The 18,327-nt window shown below is 68.3% G+C and carries 15 protein-coding genes and 1 pseudogene; 8 read left to right on the top strand and 8 right to left on the bottom strand.

The features are described from left to right. Nucleotides 1-117 precede the first annotated feature (117 nt). Complete coding sequence (locus BN118_RS10855; protein WP_014905823.1) at nt 118-852, top strand: metallophosphoesterase; 735 nt, start codon at nt 118-120, stop codon at nt 850-852. Nucleotide 853: 1 nt separating this feature from the next. On the opposite strand, the gene BN118_RS10860 is transcribed toward BN118_RS10855, so the two are convergent. From BN118_RS10860 to BN118_RS10875, 4 genes are all read right to left on the bottom strand, one after another. After that, nucleotides 854-1,804 carry an IS481-like element IS481 family transposase gene (locus BN118_RS10860; protein WP_005015810.1) on the bottom strand — a complete coding sequence of 317 codons (951 nt, stop codon included), beginning with the start codon at nt 1,802-1,804 and terminating at the stop codon, nt 854-856. Between the two features lie 110 nt (nt 1,805-1,914). Beyond that, nucleotides 1,915-2,355 (bottom strand): YidB family protein, encoded by a 441-nt coding sequence (locus tag BN118_RS10865; RefSeq protein ID WP_004566334.1) that lies wholly within the window; start codon nt 2,353-2,355, stop codon nt 1,915-1,917. Between the two features lie 128 nt (nt 2,356-2,483). Continuing rightward, nucleotides 2,484-3,713, bottom strand: a complete 1,230-nt coding sequence (locus tag BN118_RS10870) for a lytic murein transglycosylase (RefSeq protein WP_010930537.1) — start codon at nt 3,711-3,713, stop codon at nt 2,484-2,486. Between the two features lie 38 nt (nt 3,714-3,751). Continuing rightward, nucleotides 3,752-4,573 (bottom strand): ferritin-like domain-containing protein, encoded by an 822-nt coding sequence (locus BN118_RS10875; RefSeq protein ID WP_004566336.1) that lies wholly within the window; start codon nt 4,571-4,573, stop codon nt 3,752-3,754. Between the two features lie 53 nt (nt 4,574-4,626). Here BN118_RS10875 and BN118_RS10880 point away from each other — a divergent pair, with 53 nt between their 5' ends. Further along, entirely contained in the window at nt 4,627-5,778 is a 1,152-nt protein-coding gene (locus BN118_RS10880; RefSeq protein ID WP_029443743.1) for a GNAT family N-acetyltransferase, read from the top strand. 91 nt (nt 5,779-5,869) lie between these two features. Here BN118_RS10880 and BN118_RS10885 read toward each other — a convergent pair whose 3' ends face one another. Together BN118_RS10885 and BN118_RS10890 are read right to left on the bottom strand one after the other, a co-directional pair. Then, nucleotides 5,870-6,358 carry a cyanophycin metabolism-associated DUF1854 family protein gene (locus BN118_RS10885; protein ID WP_010930535.1) on the bottom strand — a complete coding sequence of 163 codons (489 nt, stop codon included), beginning with the start codon at nt 6,356-6,358 and terminating at the stop codon, nt 5,870-5,872. After that, nucleotides 6,355-8,644, bottom strand: a pseudogene (locus BN118_RS10890) (cyanophycin metabolism-associated ABC transporter). Before BN118_RS10890 ends, BN118_RS10885 begins: the two are co-directional and overlap by 4 nt. A 264-nt stretch (nt 8,645-8,908) precedes the next feature. Between BN118_RS10890 and BN118_RS10895 the strand changes: the two are divergent. From BN118_RS10895 to BN118_RS10915, 5 genes are all read left to right on the top strand, one after another. Further along, nucleotides 8,909-11,458, top strand: a complete 2,550-nt coding sequence (locus tag BN118_RS10895) for a cyanophycin synthetase family protein (protein ID WP_041166180.1) — start codon at nt 8,909-8,911, stop codon at nt 11,456-11,458. 70 nt (nt 11,459-11,528) lie between these two features. Further along, nucleotides 11,529-14,102 (top strand): cyanophycin synthetase, encoded by a 2,574-nt coding sequence (cphA, locus tag BN118_RS10900; RefSeq protein ID WP_010930533.1) that lies wholly within the window; start codon nt 11,529-11,531, stop codon nt 14,100-14,102. Nucleotides 14,103-14,367: 265 nt separating this feature from the next. Next, nucleotides 14,368-14,568, top strand: a complete 201-nt coding sequence (locus tag BN118_RS10905) for a CsbD family protein (RefSeq protein ID WP_003813568.1) — start codon at nt 14,368-14,370, stop codon at nt 14,566-14,568. A 31-nt stretch (nt 14,569-14,599) separates the two neighbouring features. Beyond that, entirely contained in the window at nt 14,600-14,761 is a 162-nt protein-coding gene (locus tag BN118_RS10910; RefSeq protein ID WP_003813570.1) for a DUF1328 domain-containing protein, read from the top strand. A gap of 57 nt (nt 14,762-14,818) precedes the next feature. Next, the gene (locus BN118_RS10915; protein WP_003813572.1) at nt 14,819-15,157 is read left to right on the top strand and encodes a BON domain-containing protein; all 339 of its coding nucleotides are present in this window, start codon (nt 14,819-14,821) and stop codon (nt 15,155-15,157) included. 148 nt (nt 15,158-15,305) lie between these two features. Here BN118_RS10915 and BN118_RS10920 read toward each other — a convergent pair whose 3' ends face one another. Together BN118_RS10920 and BN118_RS10925 are read right to left on the bottom strand one after the other, a co-directional pair. Further along, nucleotides 15,306-16,256 carry an IS481-like element IS481 family transposase gene (locus BN118_RS10920; protein ID WP_010930179.1) on the bottom strand — a complete coding sequence of 317 codons (951 nt, stop codon included), beginning with the start codon at nt 16,254-16,256 and terminating at the stop codon, nt 15,306-15,308. Between the two features lie 98 nt (nt 16,257-16,354). Continuing rightward, a complete protein-coding gene (locus BN118_RS10925) occupies nt 16,355-17,260 on the bottom strand; it encodes a LysR family transcriptional regulator (RefSeq protein ID WP_014905825.1) in 906 nt (301 codons plus the stop codon). 103 nt (nt 17,261-17,363) lie between these two features. Between BN118_RS10925 and BN118_RS10930 the strand changes: the two genes are divergently transcribed. Next, nucleotides 17,364-18,326, top strand: a complete 963-nt coding sequence (locus BN118_RS10930) for a DMT family transporter (protein ID WP_014905826.1) — start codon at nt 17,364-17,366, stop codon at nt 18,324-18,326. Nucleotide 18,327: the final 1 nt, after the last annotated feature.

Raw genomic sequence — 18,327 nt, forward strand, 5'->3', positions numbered from 1 at the left:
ATTTATTCTCATCAGTTTTTTGTAAGCTGGGCATGCGCGCCCGCGCCGGCCGGCCCGCCGCCATCCGGGTTACAGTGACCGTACCGCTTTTTTCCAGGGATCCGGCCCTGGCTTGCGATGGCCCCGAACCTGCAGTACCCCGCTTTCCTGCGCCTGCCGCGCAACCCCGCCGGACGCGACTTCGCCGTGGGCGATATCCATGGCCATTTCTCCCGCCTCGAGCAGGCGCTGGACGAATGCGGCTTCGATCCGCGGCGCGACCGCCTGTTCTCGGTGGGAGACCTGATAGACCGGGGGCCGGACAGCGAGGCCGCGGTGCAATGGCTGGCGCATCCGTGGTTCTACGCCGTGCAGGGCAACCACGAGGACTATGCCATCCGCCATGTGCGCACCGGCCTGGTCGACCAGGACAATTGGCGCAGCTATGGCGGCGGCTGGTTTCTCGATGCCGCGCCCGAGCGCCAGCGCGCCTGGGCCGGCGCGTTCGCGGCCTTGCCGGTGGTGATCGAGGTGGCGACGCAGGCCGGCCCGGTGGGCTTGCTGCACGCCGATTGCCCGGTGCGGGACTGGAGCCGGCTCGAGTATTTCCTGCAGGCGCGGCCCAAGCGGGCGCGCTCGGTCTGCCAGTGGTCGCGCGAGCGGCTGGCCAGCGGCGACGCGCGCGGCGTGGACGGCATCCGCGCCGTGGTGGCGGGCCATACGCCGGTCAGCGAGCCCGTGGTGCTGGGCAATGTCTATCACATCGACACCCAGGGCTGGCGTCCGCATGGCTATTTCACCTTGCTCGACCTCTGTACGCTGAGCGCCTGGCCGCGCCCGGCGCAGGCCGGCGCGCCGGCCGCGCGCGGCTGAGCTAGATGTGAACTGTCAATAGGTTGTATTCGTCCAGGTTGAGTCTGGAGATGGGTACAGCGCGCCCGATGCCTTGGTGGGGTCGATGCCAGTTGTAGTGGTGTAGCCAGGATTTCATGGCATCGGCTCGGTGTTGGGAGTTCTGGTAGGTGTGAGCGTAAGCCCACTCACGCAAGGCCGACTGGATGAAGCGTTCGGCCTTGCCATTGGTCTGTGGGCGGTAAGGTCGGGTAAAGCGGTGCTTGATGCCCAGCTCATGGCACAGCGCGGCGAAGGCGCGGCTGCGAAAGGCCGAGCCATTGTCGGTGAGCAAGCGCTGGATGGTCACGCCCAGGCGCTGGTAGTAGGCCACTGCGTCCTTGAGGAACTGGACGGCGCTGGGGAAGCGCTCGTCGGGGTGGATGTCGGTGAAGGCCACGCGGGCGTGGTCATCGATGGCCACGAAGACGAAGTCCCAGCCGGCCCCCTCAACGGTATCGCGTCGGTTGCCCGTGACCCGGTGGCCAGGGCGCTGGATACGTCCCAGCTTCTTGATGTCGATGTGCAGCAGATCGCCGGGGGCCTGATGCTCGTAGCGCACCACCGGCTCGGCCGGCTCCAGGTCGGCCAGGTGCGACAGACCGGCGCGGGCCAGGACGCGGCTGACGGTGCTGGCTGACACGCCCAGCGCCTGGGCGATGCGCGCTTGGGTCAGCCGCTTGCGGCGCAGCTCCACGATAGCCAGCGCCTTGGCCGGCGCAATCGCTCGGGGCGAGACCGTCGGGCGCGAGGACGCATCGGCCAAGCCCGCCTGGCCCTGAGCCAGGAAGCGGCCCAGCCATTTGCGCACAGTCGGCGCGGTGACCCCATAGGCGCGGGCCGCTTCAGGCACACAAACTTGATGGGCGATCAATTGCTGGACCATTTCGAGTCGACGTAGGAAGGTCAATCGGGCATGCTTATGGGTGTTCATCCGGCCGGGCTCCTTGAGTGAACTGGGGGGTCGGCGATTTCCAGTTTCTCAAATCCGGTTCGGATGAACCATGCATACAACCTATTGAATCTTCACAGCTAGACGGCGCGTTAGCCGCGCTTGCCGTCGAGCAGCCCCGACAGCGAAGCCAGCAGGCTGCCGGCATCGAAGGATTGGCCCGACTCGGCCTGGCCGCCCGGCGTGGCGGTATCCACCAGGCCCGGCAGCAAGCGGCTCAGGTTGGCCAGCACGTCGCCGCGGTCCTGGCCGGACTGCTGCGCCATCTGGTCGACCATGCCCGGCTCCAGCACCGAGTCCAGCTGCGCCGGCGTCACGGGCTGGTTGGGCCCGGCGCTCACCCACGAGGCGATCACCTCGCCCAGGCCGCCTTCCTGGAAGCGCTGGATCAAGGCCGTCAGGCCGCCGGGGTAATTGTTCAATTGCGCGACCAGGACGGGCAGCAACGCTGCCATGCCGCCGTTGGCCGAGCGCTCGTCGCCGCCACCCAGGGCGCCGCCGGCGATCGACGTCAGAGAATCGAGAAGACCCATGACAGGCTCCCAAGAGAAAGAAGGGGAAGCCAGTCTAGCGCATCCGTCCTACGCGGCCGTGCCCGCGCGGCGCAGAAATTGCAACCATTTCCGCGCCGCCCTCGGCGGCGCGCCGAACCCGGCCGGCGCTACGGCGTGCGCAGGGCCTTGAGCGTCTTCTGGCCGGCGCGCCCGTCGGCCGGCAGGCCCAGCTGGCCCTGCACGGTCTGCAGCGCCTGGCGCGTACGCACGCCGATCACGCCATCCGGCTTGCCGATATCGAATCCGCGGGCCAGCAGCAGCTCTTGCAATTCGCGGCGTTCGGCGCGCGACAGGCCGGGATCGTCGGTGGGCCAGGCGCGCGCGAACGGCAAGTCGCCGCGCAGGCGGTCCGACAAATGGGCAATGGCCAGCGCGTAGCTCTCGGCCGCGTTGTACGAATACAGCGCATCGAAATTGCGCAACACCAGGAACACCGGGCCTTGCGCCCCGGCCGGCGCCAGCAGCGCCGCGGGCGTATCGCCCGCCGGCAGCGCGCCGCCGTCCACGCGCTTGATGCCGCGCGCCTGCCAGGCGCTCATCGGCTGCTTGTTGCGGCGTCCGGTGCCGGCCAGGTCCATGCCGGCCGGCAGCTTGACCTCGAAGCCCCAGGGCTGCCCGGTTTGCCAGCCGGCGCGGCGCAGGAAGTTCGCGGTGGAGCCCAGGGCGTCGGGCACGCTGTCGACCAGGTCGCGCCGCCCGTCGCCATCGAAGTCGACCGCCAGGCGCAGGTAGGTCGACGGCATGAACTGCGTCTGGCCGAAGGCGCCGGCCCATGAGCCGGCCAGGCGCTCGGGCTGCATGTGCTCGTCCTGGATGATCTTGAGGGTGGCGAAGAATTCGCCTCGGAAATAGCTTTGCCGGCGCCCGAAGCACGACAGCGTCGAAAGCGACGTCAGCAAGGGGCGTCCGCCCAGGTTCTTGCCGAAATTGCTTTCGACTCCCCAGACGGCCACCACGGTCGCGGGATCGACGCCATATTCGGCCTGCGCCCGCGCCAGCACGTCGGCATGCCGGGCCAGGGCCTGGCGGCCGTCCTCGATGCGTTCCTCGTCGACCAGGCCCGCCATGTAGTCCCAGATGGGCGTCTTGAATTCGGGCTGCACGTCCAGGAAGCCCAGCACGTCCATGTCCGGCGCCAGCGACGCGGTCTGCGCGTCGTAGGTGGCTGCCTGCACGCCGCTCTTGATGGCGTCGCCGCGCAACTGCTTCAGGCAGGCGCGATACGCATCGAGGTCGGCGGGGGTGGCGGCGGCGGGCGCGGCCAGCGCGGGAATGGCCGCCGCGGCGAAGGCCGTGGCGCACAACAGGCGTAGGTAGGCTTTGTTCATGTGCACCATTCTAATTCGGGCGGCCGCCCGCAGACATGCCCGCGCCGTTACGCCTGCAACAAGGCCCGCAGTTCGTCCTCGTCGAAACCGGCGGCGCGGCGGGCCTCGAGGTTGAACGGGCCACGCAGGCGCGGCGCCCCGTACCGGGAGGCGAGCTGCGCGTACTGCGCCACCGGATCGAGGCCGCGCTGCGCGCACAACGCCTTGTACCAGTGGTTACCGATGGCCACATGGCCGATCTCGTCGCGCAGGATGATCTCCAGAATGGCGGCGCCATCGGCGTCGCCGGCCGCCGCCAGCTTGTCGCGGATCAGCGGCGAGGCATCCAGGCCGCGCGCCTCCAGCGTGCGCGGCACCAGCGCCAGGCGGGCCAGCAGGTCGGCGCGCGTTTTCTCGGCCATCTCCCACAGGCCATTGTGGGCCGGAAAGTCGCCATAGGCATGGCCCAACCCGGACAGATGACGGTTGAGCAGGTCGAAGTGGTAGGCCTCCTCGCGCGCCACCTTCAGCCAGTCGAGATAGTAGGCGTCCGGCAGGCCGCCGTACCGCCACACGGCATCCAGCGCCAGGTTGATGGCGTTGAACTCGATATGCGCCAGGGCGTGCAGCAAGGCGGCGCGCCCTTCGGGCGATTGCACCGAGCGCTGCCGCACCTGGGACGGCGGCACCAGCTGCGGGGCGGGCGGCCGCCCCGGCAGGCCGGCCGGCTCGGCGAGGTCCTGTTGCGCGCCCACCGGCGCGCCAGCGTCGATGGCCGCCACGGCCGCCAGCTTGTCGGCCCAGGCAGGCGTCATCAGGGCGTCCAGCGCCTGGGCGCGCAGACTGGCGCCGGCTCCGGCACCAGGCACTGCTATGCTTGCTGCTTCCATTGTCTTCTCGTTGCGAAAGGCATGCCGGGCCTGTGGCGCCGCGGCATGGCCACATGGCGACTTTATCATTGGCCATGCCCTCCTCTGTCGAACTCTCGGTGCAAGCCGGCCTGGAGCACTTCGATGCGGCCCAATGGGATGCGCTGGCCGGCCCGCAGCCGTTCGTGCGCCATGCCTTCCTGCGGGCGCTGCACGATACCGGATGCGCCAGCCCAGGCACCGGCTGGACGCCCTGCTTCCTGGCCCTGCGCCGCGCGGGCCTGCTGGCCGGCGCGGTGCCGCTCTATGCCAAAAGCCACTCGCGCGGCGAGTATGTGTTCGACTATGCCTGGGCCGACGCCTACGCGCGCAACGGCCTGCCCTACTATCCCAAGCTGCTGTCGGCCGTGCCGTTCACGCCGGTCGGCGGGGCGCGCCTGCTGGCGCACACGCATGCCGACCGGCTGCTGCTGGCGCGTGGCCTGATCCAGCTGGCCCGGCAGTTCGAGGTATCGTCGCTGCATGTCCTGTTCCCGAGCGATGACGACCTGCTCGCCCTGCGCGAGGCCGGCTACCTGATCCGCGCCGGCGTGCAATTCCACTGGCGCAACGCGGGCTATGCCGGATTCGACGACTTCCTGGCCGCGTTCAGCCACGACAAGCGCAAGAAAATCCGCCAGGACCGCAAGAAGGTCGCCGCCGAACGCGTTTCGTTTCGCTGGCTGCGCGGCGCCGACATCGATGCCGCGGCGCTGGATTTCTTCTACCAGTGCTATCGCCACACCTACCTGGCGCATGGCAACCCGCCCTATCTGAACCTGGAGTTCTTCCGGCAGCTGCATGCCGAGATGCCGGACGCGCTGGTGCTGATCCTGGCCGAACAGGACGGCCAGCCGGTGGCGGCGGCGCTGAACCTGCAGGCCGACGGCGTGCTGTACGGCCGCTACTGGGGCGCCCGGCGCTACATCCCCGGCCTGCATTTCGAAACCTGCTACCTGCAGTCCATCGAATACTGCATCGCGCACGGCCAGGCCAGCTTCGAAGGCGGCGCGCAGGGCGAACACAAGATGGCGCGCGGCCTGCTGCCCACGCCGACCTGGTCGGCCCACTGGATCGCCGACACGCGCTTTGCCGCGGCCATCGACGATTTCCTCGGCCACGAAACCCACGCCATCGACGAATATCGCGACGAACTGGCCACCCACAGCCCGTTTCGAAAAACCTGACCCAACCCTCCGGTGCCTGTCCCCGCAGGAATCCTGGTGCCTGTCCCCGCTGGGACAGGCACCCGGGCACTCGGGCACCCGGCCCCCTGCGCTACAGGAACCGATCCAGCAGCTTGCGGCTATGGCGGTCCAGCGCCAGCGCATCGCGGATCAGGAAGAAAATTCCGTGCATGTCGGTGATCAGCAAGGTATGGCCGGCCAGCCGGCGGATGTCTTCTTCACCGCGCAATACGAAGGTGGCGTTGCCGCGGTCGGTCTCGACCTGCCAGGACGATGGCGTGGCGAATGTGGACACCGAGACAATGCGCCGGATCTCGGGCATGAATTCGCGGCTGGCCAGCTCTGCTTCGACCAGTGGCCGCTGCGCGGGCGGCAACTGCGCCACGTCGTCCAGCCAGGCCAGTTCATGCCCGTCGGCGCTGACCAAAGACAGGCCGCTGGCCGGAGCGCTGATCGGAAACGCGCGCACCGGCACCACGCCTTCATGCGCCCGGCCGTCGGCGCCGGTGAAAACCAGCCGGCCGGCCTGGTTGCGATGCAGCTGGAATGCGGAGTCGTTCATGGCGGGCTGCGCTCTCATGCGATGGCGGCGATGGCGTCGCTGTCGTCGTCGCCACCTTCGGCCTGGCGCGTCTGTTGCGCCTGGTACAGCCGATAGTAGGCGCCTTCGCGCGCCATCAAGGCCTCGTGCGCGCCCTCCTCGACGATCTGCCCGCGGTCCAGCACGACCAGCCGGTCGGCCCGCCGCAGCGTGCTGAGGCGATGCGCGATGGCGATGGTGGTGCGCCCGCGCACGAGGTTGTCGAGCGCCTTCTGGATTTCCTTCTCGGTCGTGGTGTCCACCGACGAGGTCGCCTCGTCCATGATGAGAATGCGCGGGTCGATCAGCAGCGCCCGGGCAATCGAGATGCGTTGGCGCTCGCCGCCGGACAGCGCCTGGCCGCGTTCGCCCACCAGCGAGTCATAGCCATGCGGCAGGCGCAGGATGAACTCATGGGCATGCGCGGCGCGCGCGGCGGCGATGATCTCCGCGCGCGTGGCGTCCGGCTTGCCGTACGAGATGTTGTCGGCGATGGTGCCGAAGAAGAGGAAAGGCTCCTGCAGCACCAGTCCGATGTTGCGCCGGTAATCGGCGATGCGCAGCGAGCGGATGTCCACGCCGTCGACCAGCACCGCGCCTTCCGATACGTCGTAGAAGCGGCAGATCAGGTTGATCAGGGTGCTCTTGCCCGAGCCGCTATGCCCGACCAGGCCTATCATTTCGCCCGGCGCGATCGACAGGTCCAGCCCGCGTATCACCGAACGGTTGCCGTAGCGGAACCCCACGTCGCGCAGCTCGATGTGGCCGTTCACGCGCGGCAGGTGCACCGGCTTGTGCGGCTCGGGCACGCTGGAGACGTGGTCGAGAATGTCGAAAATGCGCTTGGCGCCGGCGGCCGCCTTCTGCGTCACCGACACGATGCGGCTCATCGAATCCAGGCGCGTGTAAAAGCGGCCGATATACGCCAGGAACGCCGCCAGCACGCCAACCGTGATGTGCTTCTGCGACACCTGCCAGATGCCGAAGATCCACACGATGAGCAGGCCGATCTCCGTCAGCAGCGTCACCGTCGGCGAGAACAGCGACCACACGGTATTGACGCGGTCGTTGACCTCCAGGTTGCGGTTGTTGGCTTCGCGAAAGCGCTGCACTTCGCGCCGCTCCTGGGCAAACGCCTTGACCACGCGGATGCCCGGTATGGTGTCTGCCAGCACATTGGTGATCTCCGACCAGATCCGATCGACCTTCTCGAAACCGTGGCGCAGCCGGTCGCGCACCACGTGGATCATCCACATGATGAACGGCAGCGGCACCAGGGTGGCCAACGCCAGCCACGGGTTGATCGACACCAGGATCGCGGCGGTCATGGCGATCATCAGCACGTCGGTGGCGAAGTCCAGCAGATGCAGCGACAGGAATACGCAGATGCGGTCGGTTTCGCTGCCGATGCGCGCCATCAGGTCGCCGGTCCGCTTGCCGCCGAAGTACTCCAGCGAAAGCTGCTGCAAATGTTCGTAGGTGGTGGTGCGCAGATCCGCCCCGATGCGTTCGCTGACCCAGGCCAGGATATAGGTACGCGCCCAGCCCAGTCCCCAGGCCAGCACGGCCGAGGCCAGCAGGCCTGCCAGGTACAGCCTGACCTTGGCGTAGTCGATAGACGCACCGTTCTGGAACGGAATCAGTACGTCGTCCATCAGCGGCATGGTCAGGTAGGGCGGGACCAGCGTGGCGGCGGTACCCAGCAGCGTCAGCAGGAATCCGGCCAGCAGCGCGCCGCGATAGGGCCGCGCGAACCGCCACAGCCGCAACAGCGCCCAGGTCGCCGGCGGGGCGGCGGGCTCCTGGCTGCACTCCGGGCAGTCTTCCCGGTCGGCGGGGATCGGCGCCTGGCAGGTCGGGCATGGCCGGGGAGATTCGCCAGCCGTCGGGGCCGCGCCGGCCAGGCGCAGGGCCTGGAGACTCTCGAACTGTTCCAGCAGGCGCAGGGCCGCCGGATTGCGGCCCAGGGTGAACCGCCAGCTTGCCAGGCGCCGCGCGCCGGCATCGAGCTCCAGGCTGGCGGCGCCCGGCGTGGTCGTGCAGGGCCAGGCGCAGATCAGGGGAATACGGTCAGCTGGACCACTCGCGGCGGCCCGGCGCGCAGGCCAGGATGCGCCGGTCGGTTGCCAACACCATGCCCGTCTCGAAGCGCAGCCGCGCGTCAAGATCGGTTTCCAGCCAGGCCAGCACGGTTTCGCCTGCGTCAAGATGCGAATGAATCGCATCCCTCCACTCGGCCGGCACCTCGCGCCGGCCCGCGCCAGCTAGATTTTGTGGTTTTTTCATTAGAACGCGTTTCGAGCCACAGCCCGGCCCAAAAAGGCGATTCTCCGGCTTCCGGCCTCGGACCTGAAGCCTGTCCGTTCCTTACAACAGCGCGAGTTTATATGGGCAAAAAGGCGGCGTATAGTAGCAGCCGATTTTCACAATTTCCATACTTAGGAATTCTTCCGCCCATCCACGTGTTGGCACTTCCCAACCGGCCCTTCGCCCCTCGACTTTGCACGGGGTGACTTCGGCCTGCCAATGCGCAATCACTCCTCCATAACCATGAAAAAGAAAGACATTGAATTTCTCGATGTCGTGACTTTGCGCGGCCCCAACATCTGGACGTACCGTCCGGTGCTGGAAGCGTGGGTGGACATCGGCGAATTGGAGGATTTCCCCTCCAACACGATACCCGGCTTCTACGAGCGCCTGTCCGGCTGGCTGCCCACGCTGATCGAGCACCGCTGCAGCCCCGGCGTGCGCGGCGGCTTCCTGCAGCGCCTGCGCGAAGGGACCTGGCCGGGCCACATCCTCGAGCACGTCACGCTCGAACTGCAGAACCTGGCCGGCCTGCCGGGCGGGTTTGGCAAGGCGCGCGAGACCTCGCGGCGCGGCGTCTACAAGGTGGTGGTGCGCGCCTGGCACGAACAGGTCACGCGCGCCGCCCTGCAGGAGGGACGCGACCTCGTGATGGCGGCCATCGAGGATCGCCCGTTCAACGTGCCGGCGGCCGTCGCGCGGCTGCGCGCCCTGGTCGACTCGCTGTGCCTGGGGCCCAGCACCGCCTGCATCGTGGACGCGGCCGACGACCGCGACATTCCCTATATCCGGCTGTTCGAGGGCAACCTGGTGCAGTTCGGCTACGGATCGCGGCAACGCCGCATCTGGACCGCCGAAACAGACCGCACCAGCGCCATCGCCGAAGGCATATCGCGCGACAAGGACCTGACCAAGGAACTGCTGTCGACCTGCGGCGTGCCGGTCCCCGAAGGACGGCTGGTGCAAAGCGCGGCCGACGCCTGGGAGGCCGCGCAGGACATCGGCCTGCCGGTGGTCGTCAAGCCCTACGACGGCAACCATGGACGCGGCGTCTTCACCAACCTGCTGACGCGCGACGAAATCGAATCGGCCTATGCCGTGGCGGTGGATGAAGGCAGCGGCGTCATCGTCGAGCGCTTCATCACCGGCAACGAACACCGCCTGCTGGTGGTGGGAGACCGCATGGTGGCGGCGGCGGCGGGCGAACCCGCCTGGGTCACCGGCGACGGCGTATCCACCATCGAAGACCTGATCGGCAGCCAGATCAATACCGACCCGCGGCGCGGCCGCACCGAAAACCATCCGCTCAATCCGGTGCGGCTGGACTCGGCCGCGCGCCTGGAGATCGCCCGCCAGGGCATGACGGCCACCAGCGTGCCCGCCGCGGGCCGCAATGTGCTGATCCAGCGCAGCGGCAGCGTGGCGTTCGACGTCACCGACCGCGTGCATCCCAGCGTGGCGGCCACGGTGGCGCTGGCCGCCCGCGTGGTCGGCCTGGACGTCGCCGGCGTCGACCTCGTCACCGACGACATCTCGCGTCCGCTGGACCAAACGCGCGGCGCCATCGTCGAAGTCAACGCCGGGCCGGGGCTGCTCATGCACCTGAAACCGGCCGACTGCCCGCCGCGCCCGGTGGGCCGCGCCATCGTCGACCACCTGTTCCCGGCCGACGACGACGGCCGCATCCCCATCGTGGGCGTGACCGGCACCAACGGCAAGACCGTGGTCGCGCGCCTGGTGGCGCGCCTGGTGCAGAAAGGCGATTGCGCCAATTGGGCCGCGGGGCGGCGCGTGCTGATGAACCGCTCGGTCGATGCGGCGGTGATCGAGAACGACAGCGGCGTCATCCTGGGCCAGGGGCTGGCCTATGACCGCTGCCTGGTCGGCGTGGTCACCAACATCGACGACGGCGATCACCTGGGCGATTTCGATATCAACGAAACCGACCGCCTGGTCGACGTGTTCCGCACCCAGATCGACGTCGTGCTGCCCGGCGGCGCTGCCGTGCTCAATGCACGCGACCCGCGCGTGGTCCGCATGGCCGAGCTGTGCGACGGCGAGGTGCTGTACTTCGGCCTGGACCCCGCCCTGCCGACGCTGGCCGCCCATCTGGCCGAAGGCAAGCGCGCCGTCTACCTGCGCGCCGGACGCATCGTGCTGGCGCGTGGCCGCGACGAAGAAGCCTTGGCCGACATCGCCGCGGTTCCGCTGACGCACGGCGGCCGCGTCGCGTTCCAGATCGAGAACGTGCTGGCCGCGGTCGCGGCCGCCTGGGCGCTGGACATTCCGGTCGAGCTGATACGCGCCGGCATCGAAACCTTCGACATCGACCAGGCCGACGCGCCGTGGCAGTTCACGCTGTTCGAGCGCAACGGCGCCTGCGTGGTGGTCGACGACGTGCACAACCCTTCGGCGCTGCGCGCGCTGCTGGCCGCCATCGAGCAGTTCCCCGCCAGGCGGCGCGCCGCCGTGTACTCGGCCGGCGCCGACCGCAACGACGATGCCCTGGTCGAACAGGGCCGCCTGCTGGGCACGACGTTCGACCAGGTCGTGCTCTACGACGACGCCACGGTTGCCAGCAAGCGTCCCTCCGGGCAGGCGCGCAGCCTGCTGCGGCAGGGGTTGGAGCAATCGGCGCGCGCCACCGCCATTGCCGACGAGGCCGACCACGCGCGCGCCATCGCCCGCGTGCTCGACGACCTGCGCGAGGGCGACTTCGCGCTGCTGCAATCCGATGAGGCATTCTCCGGCCCCACCATAGACCTGGTGCGGCGCTGGATACAACAAGGCTGAACCCGCGACTTCGCCCCTCTTGCCGCGCCGCCCGAACGGCGGCGCTTCTTCGACGACAGGAATCCCTGCCATGGAAGTTTCCCGAATCCGCGCCCTGCGCGGCCCCAATCTCTGGAGCCGCAACACCGCCATCGAGGCCATCGCCGCCTGCTCCGATGCCGAATGCGCGATCAACGGCATGCCGGACTTCGAGGCGCGCCTGCGCGCCCGGTTCCCGCAATTGGGCGTGCTGCAGCCGGAAGGCCAGCGCGACGCCATCTCGATGGCCCACGTGCTGCAGGCGACCGCGCTCGGCCTGCAGGCGCATGCGGGCTGCCCGGTCACCTTCGGACGCACGTCCCCCACCATCGAACCCGGCGTGTTCCAGGTCGTGGTCGAGTACAGCGAGGAAGACGTCGGGCGGCTGGCGTTCGAACTGGCCGAAGCCCTCATCCGCTCGGCCCAGGACGACACGCCTTTCGACCTGCCCCAGGCCCTGCAACGCCTGCGCGACCTCGACGAGGACACCCGCCTGGGCCCGAGCACCGGCTCCATCGTCAACGCCGCCGTGGCACGCAGTATCCCCTACCACCGGCTGACCCAGGGCAGCATGGTGCAATTCGGCTGGGGCAGCAAACAGCGCCGCATCCAGGCCGCCGAAACCGACATGACCAGCGCGATCTCGGAGTCGATCGCCCAGGACAAGGACCTGACCAAGATGCTGCTGGACGCCGCGGGCGTCCCGGTGCCGATGGGCAGCTCGGTCGACAGCGCCGCGGCGGCCTGGCAGGCCGCGCAGGCGCTCGGCGGCTCCGTCGTGGTCAAGCCCCGCGACGGCAGCCAGGGCCGCGGCGTGGCAGTCAATATCGAGACGCGCGACCGTATCGAAAGCGCCTTCGAGGCCGCCGCGGAAATCAGCTCGGAGGCCATCGTCGAACGCTACATTCCCGGCCATGACTTCCGTCTGCTGGTGGTGGGCGACACCCTGGTGGCGGCGGCGCGCCGCGATCCGCCGCAGGTCACCGGCGACGGCACGCACACCATCGCCGAGCTGGTGGCCCAGGTCAATGCGGACCCGCTGCGCGGCGATGGCCATGCCACGTCGCTGACCAAGATCCGCTTCGACGACATCGCCATCGCCACCCTGCGCAAGCAGGGCTACGAGGCCGACTCCGTCGCGGCCGCGGGCGCCCTGGTCGTGCTGCGCAACAACGCCAATCTCAGCACCGGCGGCGCGGCCACCGACGTCACCGACGAAGTCCATCCCGAACTCGCCGCGCGCGCCGTCACGGCCGCGCGCATGATAGGCCTGGATATCTGCGGCGTCGACGTCGTCGCCGAGACCGTGCACCTGCCGCTGGAGGACCAGCACGGCGGCGTGGTCGAGGTCAACGCGGCGCCCGGCCTGCGCATGCACCTGAACCCCTCGTTCGGCAAGGGCCGCGCGGTGGGCGAAGCCATCATCTCCCACATGTTCGCCGAGCGCGACGACGGCCGCATTCCGGTCGTGGCGGTGGCCGGCACCAATGGCAAGACCACCACGGTGCGCCTGACGGCGCATATCCTGGACTGCGCGGGCCACCGCGTCGGCATGACCAACTCGGACGGCGTCTATGTGGGCAAGCAGCGCATCGACACCGGCGACTGCAGCGGCCCGCGCAGCGCCCGCCGCCTGCTGCTGCATCCCGACGTGGATGCCGCGGTGCTGGAGACCGCGCGCGGCGGCGTGCTGCGCGAGGGCCTGGCCTTCGATCGCTGCAACGTCGCCATCGTCACCAACATCGGCATGGGCGACCACTTCGGGCTGGGCTATATCAGCACCGTCGAGGACCTGGCGGTCGTCAAGCGCGTGATCGTCCAATACGTGCAGCCTGACGGCATGGCCGTGCTCAACGCCGCCGATCCCATGGTGGCCGAGATGGCCAGCGCCTGCCCCGGCTCGATCACATATTTCGCCGAAGACCGCAACCATCCCGTCATGGCCACCCATCGCGCCCAGGGCCATCGCGTGGTCTATCGCGACGGCGACAGTCTCGTCGCCGCGCAAGGCGGCGCCGAAGTCGCCTTCGCGCTGGCGGACATTCCGCTGACGCGCGGCGGCGCGATCGCCTTCCAGGTGGAGAACACCATGGCGGCGCTGGCGGCGGCCTGGGCGCTGGGCATCGACTGGGACACCATCCGGCACGCGCTGGCCATCTTCGTCAACGACGCGCAGACGGCCCCGGGACGCTTCAACGTCTTCGATTTCCGCGGCGCGACCCTGATCGCCGATTATGGCCACAACCCCGACGCCATCCAGGCGCTGGTGCGGGCCATCGACACCATGCCGGCGCGCCGCCGCAGCGTGGTCATCAGCGGCGCGGGCGATCGGCGCGACGAAGACTTGCGCCAGCAGACAGAGATCCTGGGCGGCGCCTTCGACGACGTGATCCTGTACCAGGACCAATGCCAGCGCGGCCGCGCCGACGGCGAAGTGGTGGCCTTGCTGCGCCAGGGCCTGCAACAGGCGCCGCGCACGCGCCACATCGACGAAATCCAGGGCGAGTTCGTCGCCATCGACGCCGCGCTGGAGCGGCTGGCCCCTGGCGACCTGTGCCTGATCCTGGTGGACCAGGTGGAAGAAGCCCTGGCCCACATCGCCAGCCGCGTCACCGGGCAGCCATGACAAGCGTGGTTACCTGAGCCCGTCAAAGCGGCTCAATTCTTTGCTCAAATGTAACTTGGGCCGGCGCAAGCCGGCCTTTTTTCTCCCTGCGCAAAACGTATCGCCAGCCACGCCGGGCCATTTACATTTCCCCACACGCCGGTTTGACACCGCCACCGCCCCCTCTTACGGTAGAACCGTACGCTGATCAGTGTCCACACTCACTCGCGGCAAGGCATTCGGCAGGCACGGATCCCGCGCCGCAACGACCTAGAAGAGGACAACCATGAACAACGATATTGTTGCAGGCAAGTGGAAGCAATTGACGGGCAAGGCCAAGGCGGCCTGGGGCGAGCTGACCGACGACGAGCTCACTCGCACCGAAGGCAATGCCGAACGGCTGGCTGGCCTGATCCAGGAGCGTTACGGCAAGACCAAGGAACAGGCCCAACGGGAGGTGCGCGAGTTCTTCGACCGCAATCCCTGACTGACTGCTTCGTGAACCAAGGAGAAACATCATGCTGCACTACGCGGTCGTGTTTTTCGTCATTGCCATCATTGCAGCCGTACTGGGCTTCGGCGGCATCGCCGCCGGCGCGGCCGGCATCGCCAAGATCCTGTTCTTCGTGTTCCTGGTGCTGGCGCTGCTGTCCATCCTGGGCGGCGTCTTCAGGAAATGACGGGCTGCGCCAGTACCCGCTCCTGATCCTGGGCTTCATCGATAAAGGAGAATAACCATGCAAGTTCGCAAACTGTTCGTTGCCACTCTCATCGGCGCCACCGCCGCCATCGGTTCGCTGGCCCACGCCGCGGGCGAAGACAAGCCCAAGCAATCGGTGGGCGAGTACGCCTCCGATGCCACGGTCACCACCAAGGTCAAGGCCGCCTTCGTCGCCGACAAGTCCCTGAGCGCGCTGGACATCGCGGTCGAAACGAACAATGGCGTGGTGACGCTGACCGGCACGGTCGGCACCGCCACCGAGGCGGATCAAGCAGCGACCGTGGCGCGTGACGTCGAAGGAGTCAAGCAGGTCATGAACAACATCAAGGTCGATCCGGCCAAGGCCGCGAAATAAGTCATGACGCGGGGCCGCCGGGTGGTCCGGCGCGCCGTACGTGTACCGCCTTCGGGTTCGCCCGAAGGCTTTTTTTTGGTGCCTGTCCCGGCGGGGACAGGCACCCGTGCATCGGGACGGAACCGGCTCCTGCCGCGTCCGCCGCGGCCTAGCTGTGAACTGTCAATAGGTTGTATTCGTCCAGGTTGAGTCTGGAGATGGGTACAGCGCGCCCGATGCCTTGGTGGGGTCGCTGCCAGTTGTAGTGGTGTAGCCAGGATTTCATGGCATCGGCTCGGTGTTGGGAGTTCTGGTAGGTGTGAGCGTAAGCCCACTCACGCAAGGCCGACTGGATGAAGCGTTCGGCCTTGCCATTGGTCTGTGGGCGGTAAGGTCGGGTAAAGCGGTGCTTGATGCCCAGCTCATGGCACAGCGCGGCGAAGGCGCGGCTGCGAAAGGCCGAGCCATTGTCGGTGAGCAAGCGCTGGATGGTCACGCCCAGGCGCTGGTAGTAGGCCACTGCGTCCTTGAGGAACTGGACGGCGCTGGGGAAGCGCTCGTCGGGGTGGATGTCGGTGAAGGCCACGCGGGCGTGGTCATCGATGGCCACGAAGACGAAGTCCCAGCCGGCCCCCTCAACGGTATCGCGTCGGTTGCCCGTGACCCGGTGGCCAGGGCGCTGGATACGTCCCAGCTTCTTGATGTCGATGTGCAGCAGATCGCCGGGGGCCTGATGCTCGTAGCGCACCACCGGCTCGGCCGGCTCCAGGTCGGCCAGGTGCGACAGACCGGCGCGGGCCAGGACGCGGCTGACGGTGCTGGCTGACACGCCCAGCGCCTGGGCGATGCGCGCTTGGGTCAGCCGCTTGCGGCGCAGCTCCACGATAGCCAGCGCCTTGGCCGGCGCAATCGCTCGGGGCGAGACCGTCGGGCGCGAGGACGCATCGGCCAAGCCCGCCTGGCCCTGAGCCAGGAAGCGGCCCAGCCATTTGCGCACAGTCGGCGCGGTGACCCCATAGGCGCGGGCCGCTTCAGGCACACAAACTTGATGGGCGATCAATTGCTGGACCATTTCGAGTCGACGTAGGAAGGTCAATCGGGCATGCTTATGGGTGTTCATCCGGCCGGGCTCCTTGAGTGAACTGGGGGGGTGGCGATTTCCAGTTTCTCAAATCCGGTTCGGATGAACCATGCATACAACCTATTGAATCTTCACAGCTAGCCGGCGCCGATGGCGCCGCCGTGCTCGGCCGCGGTGCGCTGCGCCAGCAGCGCGATGGCGCGCGCGGCGTGGCTGTCCGGTCCCTGCACCCAGCTGGCGGTGAAACTCAGGTCGGGCAGCGGGTCGGCCTGCACGTTGAGCAGGCGCAGCTCGCCGCGGGCCAGTTCCTCGTCGAGGAACACCGGCGCGATCACGCTGGTGCCGATGCCGTCCTTGGTCATGCGTACCACCATGGCCAGCGATGCGCTGCCGTACATGCGCGGCGCCGCCACGCCGGCGCGCGTGAGCATGTCGCGCACCTGGCGGTACGGTTCGCTGCTGGACGGATAGGTAATGACGGGCAAGGTGCCGATGCGCTCGAGCGTCAGCGGCTCGGGGCCGAGCTCCAGCAAGGGGCTGGCCACCCAGGCCAGCGGATAGGCGCACAAGGGAATGTTTTCCATGCGCGCCTCCAGGATGGGGCCCATCAGGAAAGCGACGTCGATCTGGCGCGCCATCAATTGCCCGCGCAGCACATGCGTGGTGTCGACCTCGATCTGCAGCACCAGGGCCGGATAGGCGGCGTGCACATGTTCGATCAGCGCCGGCAGCCAGGTCTGGACGATGGTTTCGGCCACGCCGATGCGCACCGTGCCGCTCATGACATTCTGCTCGCGCGCGGCCTGCATCAGGTCGTGGCGCATCTGCAGCATGCGCTCGGCATGCGAAAGCAGCTCCTGTCCCTTGCCGGTCAGCGAGACCCCGCGAGCGTCGCGCTCGAACAGGCGCACACCAAGGTCGGCTTCCAGCGAGGCGATGCGCTGCGACGCAGGCTGGGTGGTGTTCAGTTTCTCGGCCGCGGCGCGGAAACTGCCCAGCGTGGACACCCAGAAGAAGGTCTCGATGTGTTTGAGGTCTATCATGTGCCGTTCCTATAGCCGGATGAGCGTATCATGACCGCCGTGCCGGATTGGCCGCCCACCGGCGGCGGCCGCCGCGCAACCGCGATCGAAACAGGAGACCACCATGCACCGGCGCCAGTCCGGCCCGGCCGCGCGCCCGCCGGCCTCGACCACCCCGACGCCCTTCACCGCGCGCCCGCTGATCGGGGTGGCGCTGTTGATCCTGTCCATGTGGACGCTGTCGGGGCTGGACGCGAGCGGCAAGTGGGTCATGGCCGCCGGCGTGCCGCTGCTGGTGCTGTGCTGGGTGCGCTACCTGGTGCACCTGGTGCTGGTGCTGACGCTGGTGCTGCCCGCCCGCGGCCTGCGCATCCTGCGCGCCACCCGTCCGCGCGAACAGATCGTGCGCGGGGCGGCCATGTTCTGCGCCACCCTGCTTTTTTTCACGACCCTGAGCTACCTGCCGCAGGCCGAGGCCACCGCCATCAATTTCCTGGCGCCGCTGATCGTGCTGTCGATCGCGCCCTGGGTGCTCAAAGAGCCGCCGCGCCTGTCGCGCTGGGTGGCGGCCGGCGTGGCGTTCCTGGGCGTACTGATCGTCATCCGGCCCGACGGCGGCCTGCATCCGCTGGGCGTGATGTTCGGCCTGCTGACGGCCTGCTGCTTTGCCGCGCAGTACATCGCCACCCGCAAGGTGGCCGGCGACGATCCCTATACCTCGCTCATCTGGAGCGGCGCGGTCGGCGGGCTGTGCCTGACCGCGGCCCTGCCCTTCATCCTGCCGCCGGCCATGCCGGTGCTGCGCGAACTGAGCCTGGGGAACTGGCTGCTGCTGCTGTCGACCGGCGTGTCCGGGGCGCTGGGCCACCTGCTGCAGATCGGCGCCTACCGCAATGCGGCCGCTTCCACGCTGGCCCCCTTCGTGTACCTGCAGATCGTCAGCGCAACCACCATAGGCTGGCTCTTCTGGGGGCATTTCCCCGACGCGATCACCTGGCTGGGCATCGCCATCATCTGCGCCAGCGGCAGCGTCATCGTCGTGCTGGAATGGCGCCGCGGGCGCCGCCTGGCGCCCGCGGCCACCTGAG

Source organism: Bordetella pertussis 18323 (assembly GCF_000306945.1).
GTDB classification, from domain to species: Bacteria; Pseudomonadota; Gammaproteobacteria; order Burkholderiales; family Burkholderiaceae_B; genus Bordetella; species Bordetella pertussis.

Coding starts and splice junctions, on each gene's coding strand:
- BN118_RS10855 (WP_014905823.1), top strand. CDS start 118: ATGGCCCCGAACCTGCAGTACCCCGCTTTCCTGCGCCTGCCGCGCAAC.
- BN118_RS10860 (WP_005015810.1), bottom strand. CDS start 1,804: ATGAACACCCATAAGCATGCCCGATTGACCTTCCTACGTCGACTCGAA.
- BN118_RS10865 (WP_004566334.1), bottom strand. CDS start 2,355: ATGGGTCTTCTCGATTCTCTGACGTCGATCGCCGGCGGCGCCCTGGGT.
- BN118_RS10870 (WP_010930537.1), bottom strand. CDS start 3,713: ATGGTGCACATGAACAAAGCCTACCTACGCCTGTTGTGCGCCACGGCC.
- BN118_RS10875 (WP_004566336.1), bottom strand. CDS start 4,573: ATGGAAGCAGCAAGCATAGCAGTGCCTGGTGCCGGAGCCGGCGCCAGT.
- BN118_RS10880 (WP_029443743.1), top strand. CDS start 4,627: ATGGCGACTTTATCATTGGCCATGCCCTCCTCTGTCGAACTCTCGGTG.
- BN118_RS10885 (WP_010930535.1), bottom strand. CDS start 6,358: ATGAGAGCGCAGCCCGCCATGAACGACTCCGCATTCCAGCTGCATCGC.
- BN118_RS10895 (WP_041166180.1), top strand. CDS start 8,909: ATGAAAAAGAAAGACATTGAATTTCTCGATGTCGTGACTTTGCGCGGC.
- cphA (WP_010930533.1), top strand. CDS start 11,529: ATGGAAGTTTCCCGAATCCGCGCCCTGCGCGGCCCCAATCTCTGGAGC.
- BN118_RS10905 (WP_003813568.1), top strand. CDS start 14,368: ATGAACAACGATATTGTTGCAGGCAAGTGGAAGCAATTGACGGGCAAG.
- BN118_RS10910 (WP_003813570.1), top strand. CDS start 14,600: ATGCTGCACTACGCGGTCGTGTTTTTCGTCATTGCCATCATTGCAGCC.
- BN118_RS10915 (WP_003813572.1), top strand. CDS start 14,819: ATGCAAGTTCGCAAACTGTTCGTTGCCACTCTCATCGGCGCCACCGCC.
- BN118_RS10920 (WP_010930179.1), bottom strand. CDS start 16,256: ATGAACACCCATAAGCATGCCCGATTGACCTTCCTACGTCGACTCGAA.
- BN118_RS10925 (WP_014905825.1), bottom strand. CDS start 17,260: ATGATAGACCTCAAACACATCGAGACCTTCTTCTGGGTGTCCACGCTG.
- BN118_RS10930 (WP_014905826.1), top strand. CDS start 17,364: ATGCACCGGCGCCAGTCCGGCCCGGCCGCGCGCCCGCCGGCCTCGACC.